Here is a 25549-nt window from a genome sequence, read left to right on the forward strand (position 1 = left end):
CACCTCGTACGACCGCCGGACCGCGCGTCCAGGCCCTACACGACGAGCGCCACCCCGGCGAGCGCGACGTACACCCCGCCGGTGATGCCACCCATCCACCGGCCGGCAGGTCGCAGCCTGGTCAGGCGTGCCCCGAGGCTCCCGGACGCGAGGGCGTACACGGTGTCGTTGGCGGCGGCCAGCGCGAGGAAGCACAGGCCGAGCAGGACGATCTGCCCCGTGGCGGATCCGCGGGCCGGGTCGACGAACTGCGGAAGGAAGGCGAGGAAGAACAGGGCCGTGCCCGGGTTGAGCAGATCGATGAGCATGCCGTCACGGACCAGGTGCCACCGGCTCGCGTGCACCCGCACCGGACTGACGCCCGTCCCGGCGGCGCGCGTGCCACGTAGCTGGCGCACGCCCAGCCAGAGGAGGTAGCCCGCACCTGCCCACCGCAACGCCACGATCGCCTCCGGCCACTGCTCGAGGAGGGCGGCCAGGCCCGCCGCCGTCGCCAGCAGATGGACCAGGGCGCCGAGCTCGAGGCCGATCATCGAGAGGATCGCCGCGCCTCGTCCCTGCTCGACGCCGCGCGTCACGACGTACACCACCGAAGGTCCCGGGATCGCCACCATCGCCGCACTGGCGACGACGAACGCGAGCAGCACCGACGAGGTGGGCATGAGGAGCTCCTGAGGGACCCGGTGTGACAGCCCGGAAGCGGGCAGACCGGAACGCTAGGAAGACCGGCTCACGTCGCACTCACAGGCCACTCACAGACGGCTAGGCTGGGCAGGCGTGCCGTGCTGGCGTCCGAGGGGCACCCGTGGCCGGGGGAAACGATGTTGCTTCCTGAGATTCGGTTGCTCGGTGCTGTCGAGGTGGACCGGGCAGGTTCCGCCGTGCCTCTTGCCGGGTCTCGCTCGCGGGCGCTCCTCGCCGTCCTGGCCCTTGCCGCCGGGCATGCCGTCTCGGTCGAGACGCTCGCGATGCGAGTCTGGGGAGAACGAGCTCCAGACCGGGTGCGGGCGGCCCTGCAGACTCACATCTGGCGACTGCGGGCCGTGCTGGGGTCCGACCTCGTCCGGTTCGACCCCACGGGATACCGCCTCACGCTAGACAGGCACCGCATCGACGCCCTGGCGTTCGCCGACCGGTGTGCGGCGGCCCGCGCCACGGACGATCCGCGGCGCGAGCGGACGCTGCTGCAGGAGGCAGTGGCGCTGTGGTCCGGCGAACCGTTCGGAGAGGACCTCTCTGCGTGGCTGACCCATTCCGCCGCGCCCCAGCTCGTCGACAGCTACCTCCGTGCGGTGGAGCGTCGGGTCGATCTCGACCTTGCGGCGGGTGACACCGACGGGATCGTGGCCGAGCTCCGTGCACTCACGGACACCCACCCGCTGCGCGAGAGCCTCTGGCTCCGGCTGCTCCGGTCGCTGCGCGTGGAGGGCCGCACGGCCGAGGCGCTCGCGGCCTACGGCGAGCTGCGGGTCCGTCTCGCCGACGAGCTCGGCGCGGATCCGGCGCCCGAGCTCCAGGCCCTCCATCTCGACCTGCTGCGCGGCACAGCACCCGCAGCGACACCGGCGAGGGTGCCGCGAACACTCCCGGCCGACCTCCCCCACTTCGTCGGGCGGGACGCCGAGCTCGCCGCCCTCGACGCCCTCGTCTGCCGCGACGACGTTCCCGGTAGCGGCGCGAGGCTGGCGGTCGTCCACGGCCCGGCCGGCAGCGGCAAGACGTCGCTGCTCGTCCACTGGGGCCACCGCGTCACCGAGGCCTTCCCGGACGGCCAGCTGTTCCTCCATCTGCGCGGCTTCGACCGCGACCCGCCGGTGCCCGCACACACCGCCCTGGACCTGCTGCTGCGCGCCGTGGGCGTTCCCGGGAACCGGATCCCGGACGCCGTCGAGGCCAGGTCGGCGCTGCTACGGACCGAGCTGGCGGACCGCCGCATGCTGCTCGTGCTCGACGACGCCCATGACGCCGGACAGGTGCGGCCGCTGCTGCCCAGCGGTCCCAGCCTGGTGGTGGTCACGTCCCGCAACGAGCTCCGCAGCCTCGCCGTGATCGACGGCGCGGCCCGGGTGGCGGTCGGGCCGATGACGCCCGACGACGCGGTGCGGCTCATCCGTCGGCGCACGGACGCCGCCCAACCAGGACCGGGGACGACGCCGACGACGAGCGAGTCGCTGCTCGCAAGTCTCGCGGAGCACTGCGGCCATCTGCCCCTCGCGCTGGCCATCGCCGGCGAACGGGCCGGTCGCGCGCCGGATCTCGACGCGTTCGTCACCGAGCTGGCGGACCGGCGCCGCCGGCTGGACGCGCTCGGCAGCAGCGAGGACCCCCTCACAGACCTTCGCAGCCTGTTCGACGCGAGCTACCGCTACCTCGACCCGGACGCCACACGCGCGCTCCGGGTGATCGGCCTCTACCCGGAGGGCGTGGTCAGCACCGGCGCCGTGTCGGCGCTTGCAGGTCTCGATCGTCAGGCCGCCGACCGCGCCATGGACCGGCTCACCGAGAGCAACCTGCTCCGGCTGGTCCGGGCCGGAACCTTCGCGATCCACGACCTGTTGCGGCTCTACGCGATCGAGCTCGTGCACCGCGAGGACGGCCCGGTCGAGCGTGCCGCGGCACGGGACCGGCTGCACTCCTGGTTCGCCCACTCGGCCGAGGCCGCCTGCCTGCGGTTGTGGCGCTATCCGACCGCCATCGAGGCAGGCCCGCTCGCCGCCGGGACCGAGCCCGAGGCGTTCGGGACCGAGAACGATGCCATCGCCTGGTTCGCCGGGCACCGCTCCGCGCTCACGGCCGTCATCGACCAGGCGTTCGAGGCGGATGACCACCGCACCGTGTGCAGGCTCGTCCCCCGCCTCGGCTGGTACCTCATCCTCATCGGGGCCGGCGACGACCAGCTCAGGTTGTGCCGCCTCGCGCTCGCCAGCGCCCGCACGCTCGGGGATCCCCAGCACATCGGCGGCGCGGCGAACAACCTCGGCATCGCATGGGCCCAGCAGGGCGAGGACCACAACGACGACGCACGGCGGTGCTTCGACGAGGCGGCCGAGGCCTACACCAGGTCGGGCGACCTCGACGGTCTCCACCGGACCAAGAACAACATCGGCGCGCTGCTCTGCCGCACGGACACCCCGGGCGGCGTCGCCTACCTCGAGGAGCTGCTGGCCGAGATGCGGCAGCTCCACGTCCCGGCGTTGGACACGTGCGGCACACTTCGCAACCTCACCGCCAACCACTGCCGGCTGGGGAACTACGACCGTGCGATGGACCTGGCGCAGGAGCTTCTTGACGTCGCCCGCTCCGAGCGGCACGCGCTCCACGAGGCCGGCGGTCTCGACGCGCTGGGCACCGCCCAGCTCGCGCGTGGCGACGCCGAGGCGGCCTGCCGGTCGTTCCGGGAGGCGGTCGAGCTCTACCACCACGCGGGCGACCGCCTCAACGAGGCCAACCAGCTCCGGGAGGTCGGCAAGGCCGAGCTCACGGCCGGCCGGCCCGAGGCCGCCCGTGCCGCCTGGACCGAGTCGCTGGACCTGCTGGAGGAGATCCGGGCGACCGGCCGCTCCACGAGCGTGGATCAGGTGCGGGCGCTGCTGGAGGAGCTGGCGGACCAGCCGGACCCGCCAGTGCCGGCCGGGCCGGGACCTCGGTAGAACAGATTCGTGCGGTCGTGAGGCTCAGCTCCAGACGAGGACCTGCGAGGGATCCTCGAGCACCTTGGCGACGTCGGCCAGCACCTGTGCGCCGAGAGCCCCGTCGACCAGGCGGTGGTCCATCGACAGCGCCAGCTGCGTGACCCAGCGGGGCTTGACCGTGCCCTTGTGGACCCAGGGCTGCTGGCGGACGGCGCCGAAGGCCAGGATCACCGACTCCCCGGGATTGAGGATCGGGGTGCCGGTGTCGATGCCGAAGACGCCGACGTTGGTGATCGAGACCGTCCCGTCGGTCATCTCCTCCGGGGCGGTCTTCCCGGCGCGGGCACGCGCGGTCAGCTCACCGAGCGCGACGGCGAGCTCGTGCAGCGTCATCCGGTTCGCGTTCTTGATGTTCGGCACGAGCAGGCCGCGGGGCGTCTGCGCGGCGATGCCGAGGTTCATGTAGTGCTTGTAGACGATCTCCTGGCGTGCGTCGTCCCAGGAGGCGTTGACCTCGGGGTTGCGGCGCACCGCGTGGATGAACGCCTTCATGACGATCAGCAGCGGGGTCACCCGCACGTCGGCGAACTCCTTGTCCTGCCGGAGCCGCTCGACCAGCTTCATGGTGCGGGTGACGTCCACGGTGTGGAAGACCGTCACGTGGGGTGCGGTGAACGCGGAGGACACCATGGCCTCCGCGGTGCGCCGCCGCACCGACTTCGCCGGGACGGTCGTGCGCCGTCCGTCGGGCGAGACGGTGCCGCCCTCCAGCCACGGCTCGCCCGGGTACGTCGCCAGCGGCTGCACCTCGGTGCGCTCCTGCTGCGCGAGGACGTCCTCCCGGGTGATGATCCCGCCGGGTCCGGAGCCAGTGACGGTGGTCAGGTCGACGCCGACGTCCTTGGCGAGGCGCCGTACCGGCGGCTTGGCGAGCACGCGGAGATCCCCGTGCTCAGCCGTGCTCGCGGGCGACGGCGTCGTGGCGGGTGGCGCGGTCTGCGGCTCGGGCGTCGCCGTGCGGCGGGGCCGACGGCGCGGGCTCGCCGCACGAGTGCCGTAACCGACCAGCACGGAACCGGAGGAGTCCGCGTCGTCGTGCTGGCTGCCGTTCGGCTGCGCGGTCCCCTCGCCGTCGCTCGCGCCCTGGCCGTTCTCCGCGGCCGCGGTGGCGGCGCCTCCGCCGTCGGACGAGGTCTCCGGACCGCCGGGGTCGACGTCGATGACCACGATCGGGTCGCCGACCTGGACCGTGGTCCCCTCCTCGGCGAGGAGCTCATGGACGCGCCCCGCGTACGGGCTAGGCAGCTCGACGACGGACTTGGCCGTCTCGATCTCGCAGAGCTGCTGGTTGGCGGCCACGGTGTCGCCGACGGCGACGGCCCAGGTGACGATGTCGGCCTCGGTCAGGCCCTCCCCGACGTCCGGGAGCCGGAACTGCTGGTAGCTCGGCACGTGTGCTCCTCTCGGTGTGGTCAGAAGGCCAGCGACCGCTCGACCGCGTCGAGCACCCGGTCGAGGTTCGGCAGGTAGTGCTCCTCGTGCTTCGCCGCCGGGTACGGCGTGTGGTAGCCGCCGACCCGCAGCACGGGTGCCTCGAGGGAGTAGAAGCAGCGCTCGGAGACCCGTGCCGCGAGCTCGGCGCCCGGGCCGAAGAAGACCGGCGCCTCGTGGGCGACCACGAGCCGCCCGGTGCGCTCCACCGACGCGGCGACGGTGTCGACGTCGAGCGGGGAGATCGAGCGTAGGTCGATGACCTCCAGCGCCGTGCCCTCCTCGGCCGCGACGTCGGCCGCGGACAGCAGCGTCTTGACCGTGGGCCCGTAGCCCGCGACCGTCACGTCGGTGCCCTGCCGAACCACGCGCGCGGCGTGCAGGCCCGTCGTCAGGCCCTCCTCCGTCAGGTCGACCTCGGACTCGAGGTCCGCCTCCGACCGCTCCCAGTAGCGGGCCTTCGGCTCGAGGAACAGCACGGGGTCCGGCGAGGCGATGGCCTGCTGGATCATCGTGAAGCCGTCCACGGCGGTGGCCGGGGAGACCACGCGCAGTCCGGCGGTGTGCGCGAAGTACGTCTCCGGGGACTCGCTGTGGTGCTCGATCGCGCCGATGCCGCCGCCGTACGGGATCCGGATGACGACGGGGACCTGCAGGTCGCCCATCGAGCGGTACCGGATCTTCGCCAGCTGGGTGGTGATCTGGTCGAAGGCGGGGAAGACGAAGCCGTCGAACTGGATCTCGCAGACGGGCCGGTACCCGGCGAGGGCCAGGCCGATCGCGGTGCCGACGATGCCGGACTCGGCGAGCGGGGTGTCGACCACGCGGTCGGCACCGAAGGTCTCCTGGAGACCGTCGGTGACCCGGAAGACACCGCCGAGCGGTCCGATGTCCTCGCCCATGAGGACTACGGACGGGTCACGCTCCATGGCGGTCCGCAGCCCGGCGTTGATGGCCTTGGACAGCGCTGTCGCGCTCATGACGCCGCCCCGGCGTCGTCGGCGAAGCTCTCCTCGAGGGCGACGAAGTCGGCGCGCTCGCCCGCCACCAGCGGATGGGGGGTGGCGTAGACGTGGTCGAACATCTCCGTCGGCGGACCAACCCGGAGGCTGCGGCAGTGGTCGCGGGTGGCGGCGGCGAGCTCGTCCGCCTCGTGCTCGACGGCGGAGAAGAAGTCCTCCTCGGCGCGCCCCTCCCGCTCGAGGCAGGCACGTACTCGCCGGATCGGGTCCTTCCGGGCCCAGCTCTCCTCCTCCTCGCGCGTGCGGTAGCGGCTCGGGTCGTCCGAGGTGGTGTGGGCACCCATCCGATAGGTGACCGCCTCGATCAGGGTCGGCCCGCCGCCGGACCGGGCACGCTCCAGGGCGATGCGGGTGGCGGCGTAGCAGGCGAGCGGGTCGTTGCCGTCGACCCGGAGCGACGGGATGCCGAACCCGCCGCCGCGCATGGCCAGCGGAACCCGCGACTGGGTGGAGCTGGGCACCGAGATGGCCCACTGGTTGTTCTGGACGAAGAAGACGACGGGGGCGTTCGCGGAGGCGGCGAAGACCATCCCCTCGTTGGCGTCGCCCTGCGAGGTGGCGCCGTCGCCGAGGTAGCACACGACGGCGCGGTCGCGTGCGGGATTGCCGGTGCCGACATCGCCGTCGCGCTGGATGCCCATGGCGTAGCCGACGGCGTGCAACGCCTGGGTCGCGATGACGATCGAGTAGAGGTGGAAGTTGTGGGCCTTCGGGTCCCAACCGCCGTGCCGCGTGCCGCGGAAGAGCGCGAGCAGCTCGCGCAGATCGAGCCCGCGGACCTGCGCGACGCCGTGCTCGCGGTAGGAGGGGAAGACGTAGTCGCGTGCGGCGAGCGCATGGCCGGAGCCGACCTGGGCGGCCTCCTGGCCGAGGCTCTGCGCCCAGAGGCCGAGCTCTCCCTGACGCTGCAGGGAGGTGGCCTGGGTGTCGAACGCCCGGGTCAGCACCATGTCGCGGTACATCGCGCGGACGGCGTCCTCGCCGAGCGCGTCGAGCGCGGGGGTCAGCTCCGGGTGGCGGTGTCGCCGGCCCTCCTGATCCAGCAGCTGGATCGTCGACGGGGCGGCGTCGGTGAGGGTGAGCGGGTCGGTCAAGGGAACCTCCTCGGCGGGCGGCCTCGGTGAGCCTCCGTGAATCCGCCGTGCCCGCCGCAGGGGTGGCGCGGCGAGGCACGGCGGTGGGTCAGGTCAGGGTGGCGACCCGAAACCTACGCCAGCGTAGGCTACGGCACCGTCGGTTGCGATTCGTGGATACCTCCAAAGAACTGCGGGTCATCGTTGATCAGCCGTCCTCGATCTGTGGGATTCCACAGGGTTGTCCCCTCCTGTGGGTACCACGAGCCGGCGCGGGCGTCCACAGGACACCCCACGGAGAGGCGGAGCGGCGGAGGAACTCTTGGCGGGCGCCGTCAGGCGTTCGCGAGCGGGGCGCGATCGGCGATCCAGTCCGCGGCGATGTCGAGGAAGAGGTCGTTGCCTTCCGGCTCGCCGACCGAGACACGGACCCCCTCGCCGTCGAACGGGCGCACCAGGACCCCACGGTCGCGCGCGGTCGCGGCGAAGGCGGCGGAACGGCGTCCCAGCTCGAGCCAGACGAAGTTGCCCTGCGGATCGGGGATCTGCCATCCCTGCTCGGCGAGCGCCGCCACGACGCGGTCGCGCTCCGCGACCACCTGCGCCACGCGCTCGTGCACGGTCTCCATGGCGCTCAGGGCCGCGAGCGCGCCCGCCTGCGCCATGGCGTTGACGCCGAACGGCGTCGACGCGGCCCGGATCCCGGTGGCGAGCCGCCGCCGGGAGACGGAGTAGCCCACGCGCAGGCCCGCGAGGCCGTACGCCTTGGAAAACGTGCGCAGGACCACGAGGTTCTTGTGCTCTGGGAGCAGAGCGATCCCGTCGGTGGGGTCCTCGATGCGGACGAACTCCAGGTACGCCTCGTCCAGGACTACCAGCACGTCCGGTGGGACGGAGGTGAGGAACTCCCGCACCTCGGTCTGGGTGAGGGCCGGACCGGTCGGGTTGTTGGGGCTGCAGAGCAGCACCACGCGGGTCTGGTCCGTGATCGCGTCGTGCAGCGCGTCCAGGTCGTGCCGTCCGGCATCGTCCACGGGGACCTGGACCGCCACCGCGCCCGCGACCGGGACGGCGATCGGGTAGGCCTCGAAGGACCGCCACGGCATGACCACCTCGTCGCCAGGTCGGCACACCGCCGCGAGGATGTGGGAGAGCACCGCCACGGAACCGTTGCCCACGACGATCTTCTCGGCCGGCACCCCCAGCCGCTCCCCGAGCGCCTCGGTCAGCTCGGCGGCGTACATGTCGGGGTAGCGGTTCAGCTCCACGCCGGCATCGGCGAGCGCAGCGCCCACCGGTGGCAGCAGCGGGAAGGGCAGCTCGTTGCTGGAGAGCTTGTACACCTGCCGCCCGCGGGTCGGTCGCGCGCCGGGGACGTAGGCGGGAAGGGCGGCGATCTCGGGCCTGAGGCTGACGGAGCGGGAGGCGGCCATGCCGCCATGATTCCGCACCGCGTGGCCCGGAGACCAACCCGTGGGGACGGTCCACCACGCCGGCCGGCAGACGCGTGCACCGCGACGATGGCAGGATCGGACCATGAGGTTCGTGATCCGGCTCCTGGTGAACGCGGCGGCCATCTGGTTGTGCGACTGGCTGTTCGGCGGCATCGCCCTGGCGCCGAGCTCGAGCACGGGGCAGATGATCCTGTCGCTGGCGGTGGTCGCCCTCGTCTTCACGCTGGTCAACATGCTGGTGAAGCCGGTGGTCAAGGTGCTGTCGCTGCCGTTCTACATCATCACGCTCGGCCTGTTCTTCCTCGTGGTGAACGCCCTGATGCTGCTGCTGACAGGCTGGATCACGTCCTTCACGAACTTCGGCCTGAGCGTCGACGGCTTCGGTACCGCGGTCGTGGCCGGCGTCGTCATCGCGGTCGTCAGCTGGCTGCTGCATCTGGTCATCCCCGGCAAGCGCTGAGTGCGGCAACGGGGCCACCGGGCTAGCGGTGCACGTGCGCCGGGTGCCCGGTCTGCGCCGTGATGTCGTGCTCGGCGGCCTCCATCAGCCGCTCCGCGAGCCGGTGCAACGCACGGCCCGCGGCGACCTCGTCGCCGATGAGCGGGACCGCGTCGTCGCCGGGATCCTTGCGGGCGTGACCCACCGCCCGTAGCTGGTCCGGGCTCCCGCCCACGAGCGTCGCCTCGGCGACGGTGCTGCCGCCGGACTCCACGAGCGTGAGCTGCACGTGCCAGGTCTGGGACCGCACCTGAGACGGCGGCCGCGGCGCTCCCGCCGCCTCGCCCGGTTCCTCCGGACGGACCACGCTGTCCGGGCCGGGGTGGCAGATGGTCTCCTCGGCGGTGTCCGACCAGCGCACCCGATAGGGCGGTGCGCCGTCGACGCCCATGACCTCGACGATCACGCCCTCGCGCACCGCGCCACCGACGACGCCGGACGCCGTCACGATCCGGTCTCCCGTGGTCGCCTTCATCCGTCCTCCTCGACGTCGAGCTCCGGACACGACCATCATGCGCCCAGCCGGGTGGGTCGGCACGGGGAACGCGGGTCCGGTCCGCGACGGCTACTGCCGGTGGAGCTCGAAGACGAAGGACTCGGTGCTGGCTCCGTCGTCATTCATGCCCATGCTCTCCTCGGCGATCGCCCCCCAGCGTTCCGCGGCGGGGTGGCCGCTCTCGGGCAGGCGCTCGGCCATGTCCACGTAGGGCGGCAGCTCGTGGTACTGCCCGGGGCTGGTGGCGCTCTCGCTGAGGTGCGTCACCGTCGTGCGGTTCGGTGCGGACTCGTTGCTCTCGCCGTCGAGGCCGACGATGCCGTCCTGGATGTCCTCGAGGTGCATGAGGTTCGTCTCGTGCGGGATGTCGTCGATGGTGCCGACGGGGCTGCCCGCGGTGAGCACCGTGGAGATGTCGTACTGCTGCTGCATGATCGGGTCCGCCGCGATCGCCGTCGCGACCATGCCGCCCTGGCTGTGGCCCACGATCGAGACCGGCTCGTCCGCCGGGATGCCCATCTGCCGCATGGCCTGGGCCACGCCGATCTCCATGTCCGACTGCACCCCGGCGATGACCTCGAGGTTGGTCTGCATGTCCATCGGGTTCGTGTTGCCGACGGCGAGGGACTGGGTGCCGGGGACCAGCACCGTCCAGTGCCGCTCGCCGTCCGACGTCGTGGTGCGCAGGATCTCGATCGCTCCGGCCCCTCCCCCCGTGAGGCGGTGCAGCTGGCCGGGCAGACCGGAGCCGTGGCGCCACCGCAGGTAGTTCGAGGTCTCCTCGAGCCGTGCCAGCGCCTCGGCCGGGCTGCGCGGCGTGGCGACGGCGCGTCCGATCGCCGTCGGGATCGCCTGCGGCGTTCCCGTCTGCCCGCTGACGCCAGGCCGTTGGAGGCCGGCACGGTCGATGAACGGGTTCGTCCGCACGTCCGGACCTCCCGCCCCGACCAGGAGCGTGGACGGCACCCGCAGCCAGCTGAACGCGACCAGTGCCGCGCGTTGTACGGGCGTCATCCCGGTGACGTCGATGGGCTGCCCGCCGTGGATGTAGTAGCCGCGGACGATCTCGTGGTTCATGTACTGCATACGCTCACCGAGCTCGTTCGCGAGGAAGCTCGTCATCGGGCCGTAGGGCGCGTCGGGGACGAGCGGGACGTCGCCCGGCACGAGCTGTACGGCGAGCAGGTGTGCGTAACCCCAGAGGTGCAGGGCCACCTCGCCGACGTCCTCCAGGCGGGCCAGGCTGCGCAGCCGACCGCCGATCGGCGGTGGGAGGAGGCTGAGGATCGTCCGCCACCACGGCGGGTCGAACGACGCAGTGACCTGCTGCTCCGCGCCGTTGTACACGATGAGCTGAAGTCGCAGGTCGGACGCCAGCTCCCGGAGGTTGGCGGCGAGCGCCCGCACGCCGGCGGGGCCGTGCCGGACCTCCTCGAGCCGTCCGAGCACCTCCTGGTACAGGTGCTGGACGTCGTGGATGTGTGCCTCGGACTCCACGCCGCCGACGAGCAGCGCCACCCTCTCGTCGACGAGATCCGCGAGCGAGGCGGCAATCTCGAGCGTCGTCGAGAGGTAGAACACCTCGTCCGTGTCGACGCTGATCCGGGCCGGGTCGAAGGGCGGCGAGCCACCGACGACGACGAGGTCGGTGGCCGGGACGTCTCCGGTGAGACCGAGGCCCCCGTCCACCTCCGGGACGCGCACGCTCATACCGAGCGCCCGCTGGCGATGTCGGCTCGTGCCGCGTCCTCGGCCGTGCGAGCCGCCGGGAGCACGCCGTGGAGCGAGGCGTTGATCACCTGGATCTGCTGGAGCAGGCCGGTGATCGCCGACGAGTAGCGGTCGGCTGCGACGCCGTGCCAACGCTGCGGATATGCCTGGACCGTCACCCGGCGCACCTGTTCGAGGGCGTCGAGCGCGGAGCCGACGCCTGCATCGACGGTGAAGATCCCGTGTCCGCCGCTCATCTGAAGCCCTTCCGGTCGTGCCTGCCCCGTCGTCGTGACGCTAGGTCGCGGCACGGGCGCGCCCTCCTCCCGAGCGGCGGCGCTGTGGAAAGCGCGTCATGATTGGTCGGCTGTGGACATGTGCGTCCGGGGCGTTGGGCGCCGCGTGCGAGGATCACGCCCGATGGCCACCGCTGAGCGTCCCGCTGAGACCGACCCGGACGCTGCGCTCGCCGCGCGGCTGCGTGCGGCGGGCTGCGTCTTCGCCGAGGAGGAGGCGACGCTCCTGCGCGTCGAGGCGGGTAGCCCGGAGACGCTCGAGACCATGGTCGCGCGCCGGGTCGGCGGCGAACCGCTCGAGCAGGTGCTGGGATGGGCCGAGCTGGGGGGCGTCCGGGTCGATGTGGCACCCGGGGTGTTCGTGCCCCGGCGACGGTCCGCGCTGCTGGTGCGCCTCGCCGTCGACCAGCTGCGCGCCGTCCGCGACGCCGTCGTGGTCGACCTCGGGTGCGGCACGGGTGCTCTCGCGGCCGCCGTGCTCCGGCAGGTAGGCGATGCGGAGGTCTGGGCGAGCGACGTCGACCCGGACGCCGTCGCGTGCGCGCGGCGGAACCTGCCGCCCGAGCGGGTGCTGCTCGGTGACCTCTACGACCCGTTGCCGGAGAACCTGCGGGGCCGGGTCGACGTGCTGCTGGCGAACGCCCCGTACGTGCCGACCGACCAGATCGCCCGCATGCCGACCGAGGCGCGCGATCACGAGCACCGCGTGGCTCTCGACGGCGGCGGCGACGGGCTCGACGTCCAGCGGCGGGTCATCGCCGGCGCACCGGACTGGCTCGCCCCGGGCGGCATCCTCCTGCTCGAGTGCTCGGCGGGGCAGGCAACCGCCGCGGCGGCGCTCGTCCGCGCCGCCCGCCTGGCGGCATCGATCCACGACGAGGAGGAGATCGGGGCCACGGCTGTGCTCGGACGGTCAGGCACGATGGACGCGTGAGCACCTTTCGGAAGACCGGCCCGGAGCGGGCGATCGCGTTCGAGGTCGCGGGACTGCGCTGGCTGGCGGAGGCCGGCGGCGCCGCGGTCGCCGAGGTCGTCAGCCACTCCCCCGGCGTGCTCGAGACGCGGCGAGTGGACGACGGCGCCCCGACGGCGGAGGCCGCGGAGGCGTTCGGTCGGGCGTTGGCCCTGACCCATGCGGCGGGCGCCTCCCACCACGGCTGCCCACCACCCGGGTTCGACGCCGGCAGTGACCACGCCGGCGGCTTCATGGGCCTCGCGAGGCTGCCGTTGCGCGCGGCGGCCACCGGTACGAGCGACTCGACGGGCGCGGCTCCGGCGTCGGACGCGTCCTGGGGCGAGTTCTACGCCGCGGACCGGATCATGCCGTACCTGGCCGACGCCGTCGGGAACGGCTCGATCGACGAGGCGGGTGCGGCGACCGTCGAACGCTGCGCCGAACGGGTGGCCGCCGGGGTGCACGACGCACCGCAGCCTGCGCTCGTGACCGACGGGGTGGCCCGGCTGCACGGAGATCTGTGGTCGGGCAACGTGCTGTGGTCGCGCGAGCATGGCGGCACACTCATCGATCCGGCCGCCCACGGGGGTCATGCGGAGTCCGACCTGGCGCAGCTGGGCGTGTTCGGCGCCCCGCACCTGGAGCGGATCGTCGCCGGCTACCACGAGATCTCGCCGCTCGCGGAGGGGTGGCGCGAGCGGGTCGGGCTGCACCAGCTGCACATCCTGATCGTGCACGCGGCGCTGTTCGGCGGCGGGTACGGGGCCCAGACCGTCTCGGTGGCGGCGCGCTACGCGTGATCAGTCGGCACAAGAGTGACGAGTCGCGGCGGGGTCAGGTGCGGGGCTGGCGCTCCGCCCAGTCGGCCAGCTCCACGCGCGGGCCGGTGAAGAACGGGACCTCCTCGCGGACGTGCCGGCGCGCGCCCGTGGCGCGCAGGTCCCGCATGAGGTCCACGATGCGGTGCAGCTCCGGCGCCTCGAAGGCGAGGATCCACTCGTAGTCGCCGAGCGCGAACGCCGCCACCGTGTTGGCCCGCACGTCGCCGTAGCCGCGCGCGGCCAGGCCGTGCTCGCGCAGCAGGTCGCGGCGCTCGTCCTCCGGAAGCAGGTACCAGTCGTAGGAGCGCACGAACGGGTAGACGCACAGGTACTTCCCGGGCGCCTCACCGGCGAGGTAGGCCGGGACGTGCCGCTTGTTGAACTCGGCGGGGCGGTGCAGCGCCACCACCGACCACACGGACTCCAGGTGCCCGCCGAGGTCCGAGGCGAGCAGCCGGTGGTAGGCGTCCTGGACCTCCTCGACGGTCTCGGCGTGCCACCACACCATGAGGTCGGCGTCGGCGCGCAGGCCCGCGACGTCGTACCAGCCGCGGACCGTGACACCGGCGGCCTCGACGCCGCCCAGCGCCCCGGCGACGAGCTCCGAGCGCTCGGAGGTGCCGCCGGGCAGCGGTGCGGCCGTGGCGAACACGGCCCACATCGTGTAGCTGACCTGGCTGTTGATGGCCTCGGTCGCGGACTCCTCGAGGTCGCCACCGATCCGCGGGGCGTCGCTCATCAGGCGACCGTCACGACGTCGGTCTGCTCGCACGCGGCCGGCACGCCAGAGTCGACGCCGGCACGCAGGTAGCAGCACCCGGGCGGGCAGACGTCGTGCCAGGGGCCGAGCGTGCCGAGGGTGGGCCGCTCGGGGGCCTCACCCCGCTCGGTCGCGGCGCGCTCGAGGAGGAGGTCCACCAGGCCCGAGACGAACGACGGGTGCGTGCCGGCGGTCGCCGCCCGCTCCATCGGCATGCCGAGCTCGTCCGCGGTCTCCTTCGCCTCGGTGTCGAGGTCGTAGATGACCTCCATGTGGTCGGAGACGAACCCGATCGGGGCAAGCACCACGTTCGCCGCGCCGTCGGCGTGCAGCGCGGCGATGCTCCGGCTCACGTCCGGCTCGGTCCACGGGGTGAACGGCGTGCCCGAGCGGGAGCAGTAGGCCAGCTCCCACGGGATGGGCGCGCCGAGCAGCTCAGCGGCACGGCCGGCGACCACGGACGCCACGTCGAGGTGCTGGCCGGAATAGCTCGCGGGGTTCCCGACGCCGGAGGCGACCTCCATCGTCGTCGGGATGGAGTGGGTGACGAACACCAGGGGCGCCGCGGGCGACGGCGGGACCCCGAGCCGCTCGTACGCGCCCACGACGGCGTCGACGTTCGCCGCGACGAAGCCGGGGTCGTTGAAGTACGGGCGGACCTTGTCGACCTCGAGGTAGCGGCCCTCCTCGGCGAGGGTGCCCAGCGCTGCGGCGAGGTTCTCCCGGTACTGCCGGCAGCCCGAGTAAGAGGCGTAGGCGCTGGTCACGAGGGTGAGGACGCGCCGGGCGCCGTTCTCGTGCAGCTCGCGCAGCGCGTCCACGAGGTACGGGTCCCAGTTGCGGTTGCCCCACGCGACCGGGATGTCCACGCCACGCTCGCCCAGCTCGCTGCGCAGCGCGGCGAGCAGCGCCTTGTTCTGGTCGTTGATCGGGCTTCGGCCGCCGAACGCGTAGTAGTGCTCGCCCACCTCCGCCAGACGGGAGTCCGGGATACCGCGGCCGGCCGTGACATTGCGCAGGAACGGCACGACGTCCTCGGGCTTCTCCGGGCCACCGAAGGAGAGCAGCAGGACGGCGTCGTATGGGGTGAGGTGGTTCATCGCGTTCTTTCGGTGCTGAGGGTCTCCGGCACGGTGACCGGCTCGGGTGCCGCGGCGGGCGCGGTCCTGGTCGTGGTCGTGGGGGGCTGCTCGACGCTGACGCCGAGCACCTGCTCCAGGGCGCGCAGGTGCTCCTCCGCGCGCCCCTCACGGCCGGCCTCGCGGGCCAGGACGGTCGGCAGGTGCACGAGGCGGGCGGCGAGCCGGCGCAGCGACTGCGCGGCACGGTCGGCGGGCACGGACCCGTCCTCGGGCAGGCGGTCGAGCTCGTCGGCGACGACGTCCGCCACCTTCGCGCGCAGTGCGACGACAGCGGCGTCCATCTGCCGCTCCGCCGTCGCCTCGGCGAGGCTCCGCACACCGTCCTCGACGAGGGCGCGGGCCCGGAGGATCTCGGCGGCGGTGGTGGCCGGCGCGTGCTCGCGGACGGCCTCGAGGTCCACGAGCAGCACGCCCGGGCGGGTCGCGACGGAGGGTTCGACGTCGCGGTGCAGCGCGAGGTCGACCACCACGAGCGGCGGGCCGTCCTGGTCCCGGGCGGCGAGGGCTCTGCCGACGGTGCCGGCGTCCAGGACCGGGGTACCGGTGCCGCGGCAGGTGACCACGAGGTCCGCGGCGGCGAGGGCGGCGTCGAGGTCGGCGGGCGCGACGGCGGTCGCGTGGGAGGCGGCGAAGGACTCGGCGCGCCCGGACGCGGACCAGACCGCGACGTCGGAGACGCCGCGGGCACGCAGCGCCGCGAGGGCGGCGCCCGCATAGGCACCGGTGCCGACGAGCAGCGTGCGGCGCCCGGCCCAGCTCTCCTGCGGGATGCCGTGCGCGTTGTGCGTCGCCTGCTCATGGTCGGATCGGGGCTCGTCACCGTGGCAGAAGAGCCGCGCCGCGGCGAGGTCGAGCGCGACCGCCACGACGGATCTGCCGGCACGCGCGAGATCCGTCTCGACCGCAACCTGCCGCGAGGTGCGAGCGGCGTGCTGGAGGGTGCGCTCGAGGAGCGGTGTGGTGATCTCCGCGCGGCGGGCGTCGGCGAGCGCCCGACGTACCTGCCCGGCGATCTCCCGTTCGCCCACGACCATCGAGTCCAGGCCGGCGGCGACCTCGAAGAGATGCGCGACCGCGGTCTGGTCCTGGGAGATCCGCATGAGACGGGCCACCTCGTCCAGCGAGATCCCGCTGCCGTCCGCCACGGCCCGGTAGACGGCCGCCGCGGCCGCGGACTGGCCGCCGTCCTCGGCGTCGAGATAGACCTCGAGCCGGTTGCACGTGGCGAGCACGACGGCGCCGCGCACGGCAGGGGCCTGCTCCACGACGCGGGGGCCGAGCCCGATGGCGCCGGTCGAGAGGCGGTCGATGTCGGCGAGGTCCACGTCGTGGTGGTTGGCGGAGAGCATCACGAGCACCACAAGACCTGTATTCAACCATTTCTCCGACGGGCAGGCACAATGTCCTGGTGACGAATTCAGCACCTGGCGCAGATGTGTCGCCGGACACACCCGAGCACGATTCCCAGGAATTGCCGGGTCCTGCCCTGCTCGAGGCATTCCGCGGCCGGCGCACCCCGACGCTGCCGGTGTGGTTCATGCGACAGGCCGGCCGGTCCCTGCCGGAGTACCGCGAGGCCCGCCGCGGCGTCGGGATGCTCGAGTCGTGCCTGCGGCCGGACCTGGCGGCGGAGATCACCCTGCAGCCGGTGCGACGGCACGGGGTGGACGCCGCGATCCTGTTCTCGGACATCGTCGTCCCGCTCCGCCTGGCGGGCGTCGGGGTGGACATCGTCGCCGGCGTCGGGCCCGTGGTGGAGCACCCGGTGCGCACGGCCGCCGACGTCGACGCGCTCGTCGCACACGAGCCCGGCGACCCGTCCGCCGTCGCCGAGGCGGCCCGCCTCGTGGTCGCCGAGCTCGGGGAGGCCACCCCGCTGATCGGCTTCGCGGGCGCGCCGTTCACGCTGGCCGCCTACCTCGTCGAGGGTCGGCCCTCGCGCGACCACCTCGCGGCCCGGACGCTCATGCACGCCGACCCCGCGACATGGCGGCGACTCATGGAGTGGGCCGCGGATCTGACCGGGCAGTTCATGCGGGCGCAGGTCCTCGCGGGGGCCCGGGCCGCCCAGCTCTTCGACTCGTGGGCCGGCGCGCTCTCGCTGCCGGACTACGCCGCGCACGCGGCTCCCTACAGCGCCCGGGCGCTGGCGCACCTGGACGACCTCGACCCGACCCGCGTACCGCGGGTGCACTTCGGGACCGGCACCGGCGAGCTGCTCGCCGCGATGCGGGACGCCGGCGCGGACGCCGTCGGCGTGGACCACCGGATCCCGCTGGACGAGGCCAACCGGCGCCTCGGTGGCCGCACGCCGCTGCAGGGCAACATCGACCCGGCGTTCCTGGCCGCCCCGTGGCCGGTGCTCGAGGCGCACGTGCGGGACGTCGTCGAACGCGGCCGTACGGCACCCGGGCACGTGGTGAACCTCGGGCACGGGGTGCCGCCGAGCACCGACCCCACCGTGCTGACACGGCTGGTCGAGCTGGTGCACACGCTGTGAGCCTGGTGCCGGGACTGTGAGGCTGGCGAGGTGACCCCGGACGCGCGGCAGGCGGACGCCGTGGTGGTCGGCGCGGGCATGGCGGGCCTGTCCGCCGCCCACGCGCTGGTGAGCCACGGCGTGCGGCCCGTGGTGCTCGAGGCGTCCGGCGACGTGGGCGGCCTGGTGGTCGGCGACGTGGTCGGCGGTCACGAGATCGACCTCGGGGCCGAGGCGTTCGCACTGCGCCGCCCGGACGTGCGCGAGCTTGCCGAGTCGCTCGGGCTGCCGGTCGAGACGCCCGCGGGGCGCTCGTGGGTCTACACGGCGGACGCCACGTTCCCGATCCCGGCCGAGTCCGTCCTCGGCATCCCCGCAGACCCGGCCGACCCGGAGGTGGTGGCGGCACTCGGGCCCGACGGGGCTTCCGCGGCCGCACAGGATCTCCGGCTCGGGGCGGACGTGGGGGCCGGCAGCGAGGACCTGGCGGACCTGGTCCGGCGGCGCATGGGCGAGGCGGTCCTGGACCGGCTGGTGCGGCCCGTGGCGGGCGGTATCCACTCCGCCGACCCGGCCGACCTCGCCGTCGACTCCGTGATCCCCGGGCTGCGGGACGGGCTGGCCCGTCACGGCTCCCTCTCGGCGGCGGTCCGGGCGCTGCGCGCCGCGGCCCCGGCGGGACCGACGGTGGCCACGACGACCGGCGGCCTGTTCCGCCTGCCGCGCGCCCTGGCCGCGGCCGTCCGGGCCGGCGGGGGCAGGATCCGCACGCGCGCCGCGGCCGCCCGGATCGTGCCCGGACGGGGCTGGGAGGTCGAGGTTCGCGCCGGTGACGGCGGGCCCGCCCGGATCGCCACCTCCCGCCTCATCGTCGCCACCGACGGCGCAACCGCGCTGGGGCTGCTCGGCGAGGTCCTGCCCGGCCCGCTCCCCCAGCTGCCGGCCGGCGCGACGATCACCCACGTCACGCTCGTGGTTCGGGCGCCGGCGCTGGACACCGCGCCCCGCGGGTCCGGCCTGCTGGTGGCCCCGGGGGCCGGCCCGGTGGACGCCAAGGCGCTCACCCACGCGTCGGCGAAGTGGCGCTGGCTGGCCGCCGCGACGGCACCCGGGGAGCATGTGCTGCGGCTGTCCTACCACGGTGGTGCCGGCGAGGTGGACCGGGCGACGGCGGACGCGAGCCGGCTGCTCGGCGCCCCGATCGAGGAGGTTCTCGACGCCGCCGTCGTGGTCCGGGCCGGGGCGCTGTCCCCGACCACACCCGCGCACCGTTCCGCGGTCGCGGACCTGCGCAACCGGGTCGCGATGCTGCCCGGGCTGGCCGTGACCGGCTCCTGGGTTGCCGGGACCGGGCTGGGTGCCGTGGTCCCCGACGGCGCGGCGACGGGGACGCGGACGGCGCAGACCACAATTGCTTTCTGACAGCTTGTCAAATAGTTCTGACGGGCCGTCATAATCACATTGTTCGTGATTTTCGGCACGCAACCCTTGCGTATTCGTCGTCCGTCACCCGAAAGAATGACCGGCGTCACACCGCGGGAATTGTTCTGACGCAGCGTCATTAAGCCGTCTCGACTTTTCCTCGGAGGGTGGCGAGACTGGCCTGCGTGACTGCACCCACGCCCGCCACGCGACCCGCGCCGCTCCGCATCGGCACGCGGGGCAGCGACCTGGCCCTCACCCAGACGACGACCGTGGCCGAGGCGATCGGCGCGGCGTCCGGGCGCGATGTCGAGCTGGTCCGGATCCGCACGGAGGGCGACCGCTCGTCCGCGTCCCTGTCCACCCTCGGCGGTGCCGGGGTGTTCGCGGCCGCGCTGCGCGAGGCGCTGCTGGCGGGCGAGTGTGACGTCGCGGTGCACTCCCTCAAGGACCTGCCCACCGTCCCGACCCCGGGCCTCACGGTCGCGGCCCTGCCGCACCGGGCCGACGCCCGTGACGTGCTGTGCGCCCGGGACGGCCGCACGCTCGCAGACCTGCCGCAGGGGGCGCGTGTGGGCACCGGCTCGCCACGCCGCGCCGCGCAGCTGCGTCGGCACCGGCCGGACCTCGAGGTGCTGGACATCCGCGGCAACGTCGAGACCCGCCTGCGCCGGACCGAGGAGGACCTGCACGCCGTGGTGCTGGCCCGTGCCGGGCTCACCCGTCTGGGCCTGCTCGGCCGCGTCACCGAGACCCTCGGTCCCGACATCATGCTCCCCGCCCCCGGGCAGGGGGCGCTGGCCGTGGAGTGCCGCACGGAGGACCTGGACGGCCCGTTGGGCGAGTCCGTACGGCGCATCGACCACGTGCCGACCCGGCTCGCGGTCCTCGCGGAGCGCGCCGTCCTGCGCACCCTCGAGGCGGGCTGCACCGCACCCGTCGGAGCGTACGCCACGCTGCACGACGGCGAGCCGGCGCGGCTCGAGCTGCGGGCGGGTGTCTTCGCCCCGGACGGCGGCGAGGCACTGGTGCGGACCGCCAGCACGGCGGTGCCCACGGAGGCGGACGTCGCGGCGCTGGCGGAGGAGACGCCGGACGCCCTGGACGAGCAGGTCTGGAACCACGCGGTGCAGCTGGGCGAGCGGGTGGCCGAGGAGATGCTCGCCGAGGGGGCAGCGAAGGTCGCCGGGCTGTGACGCACGCGAAGGCCCCGAGACAGGTGACGGTCCCGACACACGTGAAGGCCCCGGCGCGATGAAGGTGCTGCTGCCACGCGACCGGAGGGACGACCCGCTCGCGCGGGCGCTCCGCGACGCCGGTCACCAACCGGTCACGGCCACGCTGGTGCGGACGGTTCCCGCCGAGCCGGCGGTCCTCGACCAGGCCCTGGCGTCCTGGCCCGACCATCGGTGGGTCGCGGTGACCAGCGCCACGACGGCAGAGGTACTTGCCGAGCGCGCCGCGGCCCGTGGCGCCACGCTGGGCGAGCTCGCCGGCCGCGCCTCCGTGGCCGCCGTCGGCCCGTCCACCGCACGGGCTCTCGCCGCCGCCGGCGTCGAGGCGGCGCTCGTCCCACCGCGCAGCTCGGCGGCGGACCTCGTGGCCGCGTGGCCGCCGCCCGGGGAGGACCGGCACGTGCTGTGGCCCCGCTCCGCCCGGGCGTCCGCCACGCTGGCGGCCGGTCTGCGGGAGCGGGGCTGGGACGTGACGGAGATCCCCGTCTACGACACCGTGACCACCCCGCCAGACCTGGAGACCCGGGCCCTGCTCGCCTCCGACGGCCTCGGGGCCGTGGTCCTCACGTCCGGCTCGACAGCGCGGGCCCTGGCCGAGCAGAGCCCGCTGCACGAGGCGATCCGCGTGGTCGCGCTCGGCCCCGTCACGGCTGCGGACGCCCGTCGCGCCGGGCTGACCGTGCACGCCGTCGCCGACGAGCAGACCCCGGACGGCGTGGTCGCCGTCCTCGACTCCCTCGCCCGAACGGAGAACCCATGACACCGACCGGCCCCACCGACCGTCCCAGGCGAGCGCGGACCACGCCGCCGATGCGCCGGCTGCTGGCGGAGCACCGCACGGACCCGGCCGACCTCGTCCTGCCGATGTTCCTCCGGGAGGGCGCCGAGGCACCGGCGCCGCTGGCCTCCATGCCCGGCGTCGCCCAGCACACCCTCGACTCCCTCCGCCGCGCCGCCGTCGAGGCCGCCGAGGCCGGCGTGGGCGGGCTCATGCTCTTCGGCGTCCCCCGGGTGCGCGACGCGGTGGGCAGCGGCGCGACGGACCCGGACGGCATCCTCAACGTCGGGCTGCGCGCCCTGGTGGAGGAGGTCGGCGACACCGTGGTGGTCATGTCCGACCTGTGCCTCGACGAGTTCACCGACCACGGCCACTGCGGCGTCCTGGACGACCGGGGTGCGGTGGACAACGACGCGACCCTCGAGCGCTACCAGGACATGGCGCTCGCCCAGGCAGAGACCGGCGCCCACATGCTCGGCCTGAGCGGGATGATGGACGGCCAGGTCATGGCCGTGCGGGAGGCGCTGGACGCTTCCGGGCACACCCAGACCTCGGTCCTGGCCTACTCGGCGAAGTACGCCTCGGCCTTCTTTGGCCCGTTCCGGGACGCCGTGGAGTCCCAGCTCGAGGGCGACCGGCGCACGTACCAGATGGATCCGGCGAACCGACGGGAGGGTCTGCGCGAGGCGACGCTGGACCTGGTGGAGGGCGCCGACGTCGTCATGGTCAAGCCGGCCATGAGCTACCTGGACGTGCTGTCCGACGTCGCGGCCATCTCTTCCGTGCCGGTGGCCGCCTACCAGGTCTCGGGCGAGTACGCGATGATCGAGGCGGCCGCCGCACAGGGCTGGATCGACCGCCGGGCGGCGATCGAGGAGTCGGTGCTCGGCCTCCGGCGGGCGGGCGCCGACGTCGTGCTGACGTACTGGGCCACCGAGCTGGCCGGCTGGCTGCGCTGAGAGCGCCCGTCAGCCTCGGCGGTACCTTGTGACCGCCGACGACATCCGTACGAGAGGACCGGTATGGACGACCTGTTCGCGCGCGCCCGAGCCGTCATCCCCGGCGGGGTGAACTCGCCCGTTCGGGCCTACGGCTCCGTGGGCGGCGACCCGCGCTTCATCGCCTCCGCCGCCGGCCCGCACGTCACGGACACCGCCGGGCGCCAGTACGTCGACCTCGTCATGAGCTGGGGTCCGGGGCTTCTCGGGCACGCGCACCCCGAGGTGGTCGAGGCCGTGACCGCGGCAGCCCGCCGGGGCCTGTCCTTCGGCGCCCCCACCGAGACGGAGGTGGAGCTGGCGGAGGCGATCCGGGACCGTGTCCGGCCGGCCGAGAAGGTGCGGATGGTCTCCACGGGCACCGAGGCGACGATGACCGCCGTCCGGCTGGCCCGCGGTGCGACTGGGCGCGACCTGATCGTGAAGTTCGCCGGCTGCTACCACGGGCACGTCGACGCGCTGCTCGCCGAGGCCGGGTCGGGCGTCGCGACGCTCTCGCTGCCGGGCTCCGCGGGCGTGACGGCCGCGAGCGCCGCCGAGACCGTCGTGGTGCCGTACAACGACGTCGAGGCCCTGGAGGAGGTCTTCGCCGAGCGTGGCGAGCAGATCGCGGCGGTGATCACCGAGGCGGCGCCGGCCAACATGGGCGTGGTGCCGCCCGAGCCGGGATTCAACGCGACGCTGCGACGGCTGACCGCCGACCACGGGGCGCTGCTGATCCTCGACGAGGTGCTCACCGGCTTCCGGGTCGGGCCCGCCGGCTGGTGGGGCCTGGAGAACGAGCACGACGGCGACGAGCGCGAGCGAGGAACGAGCGGAGCGCGAGGAGCCGGCGACAACAAGCACGACAGCGACGGCGACGGCGACGGCGAGGGTTGGGTCCCCGACCTCGTCACGTTCGGCAAGGTGGTCGGCGGCGGCATGCCGCTCGCCGCCGTCGGCGGACGGGCCGATCTCATGGACCTGCTCGCGCCGAGCGGCCCGGTCTACCAGGCCGGCACCCTGTCCGGGAACCCCCTCGCCACCGCCGCGGGCCTGGCCACGCTCCGGCTGGCTGACGCCGCCGTCTACGCCCGTGTGGACGAGGTCGCCGGTGCGGTCGCGGACGCTTCCGCGGAAGCGCTCACCGCCGCCGGTGTCCCGCACCGGGTGCAGCGCGCGGGCAACCTCTTCTCGGTCATGTTCGGTGAGGCGGCGGCCAAGGACGGCGTGTGGGACTACACCGACGCCCAGGCGCAGGAGACGTTCCGCTACCCGCCGTTCTTCCACGCCATGCTCGAGGCCGGCGTCGCGCTGCCGCCGTCGGTCTTCGAGGCCTGGTTCCTCTCCGCCGCGCACGACGAGGCCGCGGTGGAGGCGATCCTGGCGGCCCTGCCCGCGGCGGCGCGGGCAGCCGCGGAGGCGCGACCCGCCTGACGTCACCGCATGGTCCTACGGTGAGCCGCATGACCGCGCCGTTCGAGTGGCGGCCCGGCTGGGCGTACGACGTCCCCACCTGAGCACGACCACCGCACGCTCAATCCTCCTCCGGAGGAGCCTCCTCGCCCTCGGCCTCGTCGCGCTCGGCCCACTGCAGCAGCGGCGCGATGTCGAAGACCTCCTCGTCGATGCCGGCGTGCAGGTCCCCGAGCCGCCCGTATCTCTCCGGCATGGTCGCGACCGTGAAGTCGCCGGGCTCGCAGTCGGGCACCTCGTCCCAGGTCAGCGGCGCCGAGACGGTGGCCTGTGGGGTGCCGCGAACCGAGTAGGCGCAGGCGATCGTGTGGTCACGGGCGTTCTGGTTGAAGTCGACGAACACCTTGGCCGGATCGCGGTCCTTGCGCCACCAGGTGGTCTCGGCGTCGTCGGGGGTGCGGCGCTCGACCTCGCGGGCGAAGGCGAGCGCGGCGCGGCGCACGTCCTGAAACCCGTGCTCGGGCCGGATGCGCACGTAGACGTGCAGGCCGCCGCCGCCCGTGGTCTTCGGGAACCCGGTGGCGCCGAGCTCGTCGAGGACCTCGTGGGCCACGACCGCGACGCGGCGGACGGTGTCGAACGCGCAGTCGTCGCCCGGGTCGAGGTCGATACGCCACTCGTCGGGTTTCTCCACGTCCGCGCGGCGGCTGTTCCAGGGGTGGAACTCGACCGTGGACATCTGCACCGCCCAGATCACCTGGGCGAGCTCGGTGACGCACAGCTCGTCGGCGGTGCGACCGAAACGTGGGAAATAGACCTGCACGGTCTCCATCCACTCCGGGGCACCGCGCGGCAGCCGCTTCTGGTGGACCTTCTCCCCGGTGATGCCCTCGGGATAGCGATGCAGCATGCACGGCCGTTCCCGCAGGGCGTTCACGATGCCGTCACCGACGGCGAGGTAGTAGTTGGCGAGGTCCAGCTTCGTGTGCCCGGGCTCCGGGAAGTACACCCGGTCCGGGTTGGAGATGCGCACCGTGCGACCGCCGACCTCGAGCTCGGTCGACGGCGCACTCGCCTTGGCCATAGGGCTACTCCACCACAGGCGCGTCACCCGAGGGAGCGAACTGCGCCACGGAAGCCGCACCCGTCTCCCTCGCGGTCACTGCTCCAGAAGGCCGGACGCCGACTCGATGGGCCCAGCCATGCCGTGGGCGCGGACGTGCTCGATCCACCCGGGCGGCAACCAGGCGCCTCGGTCCAGCTGTGGGTGGTTCGGCTGGTAGCGGTTGACCCAGAGGACGAAGACCAGCTCCGCCCAGTCGGAGCGCAGGATCCAGCGGACGGGCCCGCTGGCCGAGCGGCCCGCGAGCAGCAGCTCGCCCGCACCGACCATCTGGACCTGGTGGATGTCCTCGTAGTTCCAGATGTGCAGGCCGCGCGGGGTCTCCAGGTAGAACCCGCGGTCCGAGACGACGAGCTGACCGCCGTCGACCTTGACCCACCGCGGCACCGCGTCCTCCTGGGCCTTCTTCTTCCGTGACCGGTTGCCCGCGAAGGTGGTGGCGGCCACGACGCCGGTGATGGCGAGGCCGACCGGGCCGGTGCCCAGGAACAGCCCGCCGCCACGCCGGTAGCTGCCGTCCCCGACGGCCTGGAAGTTGAGCAACTCGAACCGGCCGGCGGCCATCATCACCTCGTCCGGCCCGAACGCGGGCCGGAAGGTGACGGCGAGGTCGAGCGGCGGGGTGAGGGGGCGGCCGGTGCGCAGCTCGACGTGCGCACGGCATGCCGCCAGGCGTGCCGAGTCCGCCGTCGTCCACGGCTCGAGAGCCGGCGTACCGGTCATGCCAGTCCTCTCTGTCGCGCCGCTGCGACCAGGCATAACCGACGC

At 73.5% G+C, this 25549-nt stretch carries 23 protein-coding genes; 10 read left to right on the forward strand and 13 right to left on the reverse strand.

Annotated elements, in window-relative coordinates:
- Positions 1 to 35: 35 nt before the first annotated feature.
- The gene (locus ACFQQL_RS00525; protein ID WP_382390163.1) at positions 36 to 662 is read right to left on the reverse strand and encodes a LysE family translocator; all 627 of its coding nucleotides are present in this window, start codon (positions 660 to 662) and stop codon (positions 36 to 38) included.
- Positions 663 to 881: 219 nt separating this feature from the next.
- Here ACFQQL_RS00525 and ACFQQL_RS00530 point away from each other — a divergent pair, with 219 nt between their 5' ends.
- On the forward strand, positions 882 to 3650 hold the full coding sequence (locus ACFQQL_RS00530) for an AfsR/SARP family transcriptional regulator (RefSeq protein WP_382390165.1): 2769 nt from the start codon (positions 882 to 884) through the stop codon (positions 3648 to 3650).
- Between the two features lie 24 nt (positions 3651 to 3674).
- On the opposite strand, the gene ACFQQL_RS00535 is transcribed toward ACFQQL_RS00530, so the two are convergent.
- From ACFQQL_RS00535 to hisC, 4 genes are all read right to left on the reverse strand, one after another.
- A complete protein-coding gene (locus ACFQQL_RS00535) occupies positions 3675 to 5084 on the reverse strand; it encodes a dihydrolipoamide acetyltransferase family protein (RefSeq protein ID WP_382390167.1) in 1410 nt (469 codons plus the stop codon).
- Between the two features lie 20 nt (positions 5085 to 5104).
- Complete coding sequence (locus ACFQQL_RS00540; RefSeq protein WP_382390169.1) at positions 5105 to 6103, reverse strand: alpha-ketoacid dehydrogenase subunit beta; 999 nt, start codon at positions 6101 to 6103, stop codon at positions 5105 to 5107.
- Complete coding sequence (pdhA, locus tag ACFQQL_RS00545) at positions 6100 to 7239, reverse strand: pyruvate dehydrogenase (acetyl-transferring) E1 component subunit alpha (RefSeq protein WP_382390171.1); 1140 nt, start codon at positions 7237 to 7239, stop codon at positions 6100 to 6102. The genes ACFQQL_RS00540 and pdhA overlap by 4 nt, the downstream gene beginning before the upstream one ends.
- A 314-nt stretch (positions 7240 to 7553) precedes the next feature.
- Entirely contained in the window at positions 7554 to 8651 is a 1098-nt protein-coding gene (gene hisC / locus ACFQQL_RS00550; protein WP_382390173.1) for a histidinol-phosphate transaminase, read from the reverse strand.
- Positions 8652 to 8754: 103 nt separating this feature from the next.
- Here hisC and ACFQQL_RS00555 point away from each other — a divergent pair, with 103 nt between their 5' ends.
- The gene (locus ACFQQL_RS00555) at positions 8755 to 9132 is read left to right on the forward strand and encodes a phage holin family protein (protein ID WP_382390175.1); all 378 of its coding nucleotides are present in this window, start codon (positions 8755 to 8757) and stop codon (positions 9130 to 9132) included.
- A gap of 22 nt (positions 9133 to 9154) precedes the next feature.
- Here ACFQQL_RS00555 and ACFQQL_RS00560 read toward each other — a convergent pair whose 3' ends face one another.
- From ACFQQL_RS00560 to ACFQQL_RS00570, 3 genes are all read right to left on the reverse strand, one after another.
- Positions 9155 to 9646, reverse strand: a complete 492-nt coding sequence (locus ACFQQL_RS00560) for a dsRBD fold-containing protein (RefSeq protein ID WP_382390177.1) — start codon at positions 9644 to 9646, stop codon at positions 9155 to 9157.
- Positions 9647 to 9736: 90 nt separating this feature from the next.
- Complete coding sequence (locus ACFQQL_RS00565) at positions 9737 to 11377, reverse strand: PGAP1-like alpha/beta domain-containing protein (protein ID WP_382390179.1); 1641 nt, start codon at positions 11375 to 11377, stop codon at positions 9737 to 9739.
- Complete coding sequence (locus ACFQQL_RS00570) at positions 11374 to 11634, reverse strand: hypothetical protein (protein WP_382390181.1); 261 nt, start codon at positions 11632 to 11634, stop codon at positions 11374 to 11376. Before ACFQQL_RS00570 ends, ACFQQL_RS00565 begins: the two co-directional genes overlap by 4 nt.
- Positions 11635 to 11797: 163 nt before the next feature.
- Between ACFQQL_RS00570 and ACFQQL_RS00575 the strand changes: the two genes are divergently transcribed.
- Positions 11798 to 12607 carry a putative protein N(5)-glutamine methyltransferase gene (locus ACFQQL_RS00575; RefSeq protein ID WP_382390183.1) on the forward strand — a complete coding sequence of 270 codons (810 nt, stop codon included), beginning with the start codon at positions 11798 to 11800 and terminating at the stop codon, positions 12605 to 12607.
- Positions 12604 to 13428: a fructosamine kinase family protein gene (locus ACFQQL_RS00580; RefSeq protein ID WP_382390185.1), complete on the forward strand. Its 825-nt coding sequence runs from the start codon at positions 12604 to 12606 to the stop codon at positions 13426 to 13428. Before ACFQQL_RS00575 ends, ACFQQL_RS00580 begins: the two co-directional genes overlap by 4 nt.
- A gap of 34 nt (positions 13429 to 13462) precedes the next feature.
- On the opposite strand, the gene hemQ is transcribed toward ACFQQL_RS00580, so the two are convergent.
- From hemQ to ACFQQL_RS00595, 3 genes are read right to left on the reverse strand one after another with little or no spacing between them, the layout of a single operon-like run.
- Positions 13463 to 14188, reverse strand: a complete 726-nt coding sequence (gene hemQ, locus ACFQQL_RS00585) for a hydrogen peroxide-dependent heme synthase (RefSeq protein ID WP_382390187.1) — start codon at positions 14186 to 14188, stop codon at positions 13463 to 13465.
- Positions 14188 to 15309, reverse strand: coding sequence for a ferrochelatase (locus ACFQQL_RS00590; protein ID WP_382390189.1), 1122 nt, complete (start codon positions 15307 to 15309; stop codon positions 14188 to 14190). Before ACFQQL_RS00590 ends, hemQ begins: the two co-directional genes overlap by 1 nt.
- Positions 15306 to 16727 carry a glutamyl-tRNA reductase gene (locus tag ACFQQL_RS00595; RefSeq protein ID WP_382390191.1) on the reverse strand — a complete coding sequence of 474 codons (1422 nt, stop codon included), beginning with the start codon at positions 16725 to 16727 and terminating at the stop codon, positions 15306 to 15308. Before ACFQQL_RS00595 ends, ACFQQL_RS00590 begins: the two co-directional genes overlap by 4 nt.
- Positions 16728 to 16822: 95 nt before the next feature.
- Between ACFQQL_RS00595 and hemE the strand changes: the two genes are divergently transcribed.
- The 6 genes from hemE to hemL all read left to right on the forward strand — a co-directional run bounded on the left by hemE (position 16823) and on the right by hemL (position 23679).
- Positions 16823 to 17851: a uroporphyrinogen decarboxylase gene (gene hemE, locus ACFQQL_RS00600; protein ID WP_382390193.1), complete on the forward strand. Its 1029-nt coding sequence runs from the start codon at positions 16823 to 16825 to the stop codon at positions 17849 to 17851.
- A gap of 30 nt (positions 17852 to 17881) precedes the next feature.
- Positions 17882 to 19252 carry a protoporphyrinogen/coproporphyrinogen oxidase gene (locus tag ACFQQL_RS00605; protein WP_382390195.1) on the forward strand — a complete coding sequence of 457 codons (1371 nt, stop codon included), beginning with the start codon at positions 17882 to 17884 and terminating at the stop codon, positions 19250 to 19252.
- A gap of 185 nt (positions 19253 to 19437) precedes the next feature.
- On the forward strand, positions 19438 to 20448 hold the full coding sequence (hemC, locus tag ACFQQL_RS00610) for a hydroxymethylbilane synthase (protein WP_382390197.1): 1011 nt from the start codon (positions 19438 to 19440) through the stop codon (positions 20446 to 20448).
- A gap of 58 nt (positions 20449 to 20506) precedes the next feature.
- The gene (locus ACFQQL_RS00615) at positions 20507 to 21247 is read left to right on the forward strand and encodes a uroporphyrinogen-III synthase (RefSeq protein ID WP_382390199.1); all 741 of its coding nucleotides are present in this window, start codon (positions 20507 to 20509) and stop codon (positions 21245 to 21247) included.
- Positions 21244 to 22224, forward strand: a complete 981-nt coding sequence (gene hemB / locus ACFQQL_RS00620) for a porphobilinogen synthase (protein ID WP_382390201.1) — start codon at positions 21244 to 21246, stop codon at positions 22222 to 22224. The genes ACFQQL_RS00615 and hemB overlap by 4 nt, the downstream gene beginning before the upstream one ends.
- A 63-nt stretch (positions 22225 to 22287) precedes the next feature.
- Complete coding sequence (gene hemL / locus ACFQQL_RS00625; protein ID WP_382390203.1) at positions 22288 to 23679, forward strand: glutamate-1-semialdehyde 2,1-aminomutase; 1392 nt, start codon at positions 22288 to 22290, stop codon at positions 23677 to 23679.
- 100 nt (positions 23680 to 23779) lie between these two features.
- Here the strand turns inward: hemL and ligD are convergent, their stop codons facing one another.
- Both ligD and ACFQQL_RS00635 read right to left on the reverse strand, forming a co-directional pair.
- A complete protein-coding gene (gene ligD / locus ACFQQL_RS00630) occupies positions 23780 to 24742 on the reverse strand; it encodes a non-homologous end-joining DNA ligase (RefSeq protein WP_382390205.1) in 963 nt (320 codons plus the stop codon).
- A gap of 75 nt (positions 24743 to 24817) precedes the next feature.
- On the reverse strand, positions 24818 to 25504 hold the full coding sequence (locus ACFQQL_RS00635; RefSeq protein ID WP_382390207.1) for a hypothetical protein: 687 nt from the start codon (positions 25502 to 25504) through the stop codon (positions 24818 to 24820).
- Positions 25505 to 25549 lie beyond the last annotated feature (45 nt).

The organism is Georgenia alba, from assembly GCF_042665525.1.
Classification (GTDB): Bacteria; Actinomycetota; Actinomycetes; order Actinomycetales; family Actinomycetaceae; genus Allobogoriella; species Allobogoriella alba.

Coding starts and splice junctions, on each gene's coding strand:
- ACFQQL_RS00525 (WP_382390163.1), bottom strand. CDS start 662: ATGCCCACCTCGTCGGTGCTGCTCGCGTTCGTCGTCGCCAGTGCGGCG.
- ACFQQL_RS00540 (WP_382390169.1), bottom strand. CDS start 6,103: ATGAGCGCGACAGCGCTGTCCAAGGCCATCAACGCCGGGCTGCGGACC.
- hisC (WP_382390173.1), bottom strand. CDS start 8,651: ATGGCCGCCTCCCGCTCCGTCAGCCTCAGGCCCGAGATCGCCGCCCTT.
- ACFQQL_RS00555 (WP_382390175.1), top strand. CDS start 8,755: ATGAGGTTCGTGATCCGGCTCCTGGTGAACGCGGCGGCCATCTGGTTG.
- ACFQQL_RS00560 (WP_382390177.1), bottom strand. CDS start 9,646: ATGAAGGCGACCACGGGAGACCGGATCGTGACGGCGTCCGGCGTCGTC.
- ACFQQL_RS00565 (WP_382390179.1), bottom strand. CDS start 11,377: ATGAGCGTGCGCGTCCCGGAGGTGGACGGGGGCCTCGGTCTCACCGGA.
- ACFQQL_RS00570 (WP_382390181.1), bottom strand. CDS start 11,634: ATGAGCGGCGGACACGGGATCTTCACCGTCGATGCAGGCGTCGGCTCC.
- ACFQQL_RS00575 (WP_382390183.1), top strand. CDS start 11,798: ATGGCCACCGCTGAGCGTCCCGCTGAGACCGACCCGGACGCTGCGCTC.
- hemQ (WP_382390187.1), bottom strand. CDS start 14,188: ATGAGCGACGCCCCGCGGATCGGTGGCGACCTCGAGGAGTCCGCGACC.
- ACFQQL_RS00590 (WP_382390189.1), bottom strand. CDS start 15,309: ATGAACCACCTCACCCCATACGACGCCGTCCTGCTGCTCTCCTTCGGT.
- ACFQQL_RS00615 (WP_382390199.1), top strand. CDS start 20,507: ATGAAGGTGCTGCTGCCACGCGACCGGAGGGACGACCCGCTCGCGCGG.
- hemB (WP_382390201.1), top strand. CDS start 21,244: ATGACACCGACCGGCCCCACCGACCGTCCCAGGCGAGCGCGGACCACG.
- hemL (WP_382390203.1), top strand. CDS start 22,288: ATGGACGACCTGTTCGCGCGCGCCCGAGCCGTCATCCCCGGCGGGGTG.
- ligD (WP_382390205.1), bottom strand. CDS start 24,742: ATGGCCAAGGCGAGTGCGCCGTCGACCGAGCTCGAGGTCGGCGGTCGC.
- ACFQQL_RS00635 (WP_382390207.1), bottom strand. CDS start 25,504: ATGACCGGTACGCCGGCTCTCGAGCCGTGGACGACGGCGGACTCGGCA.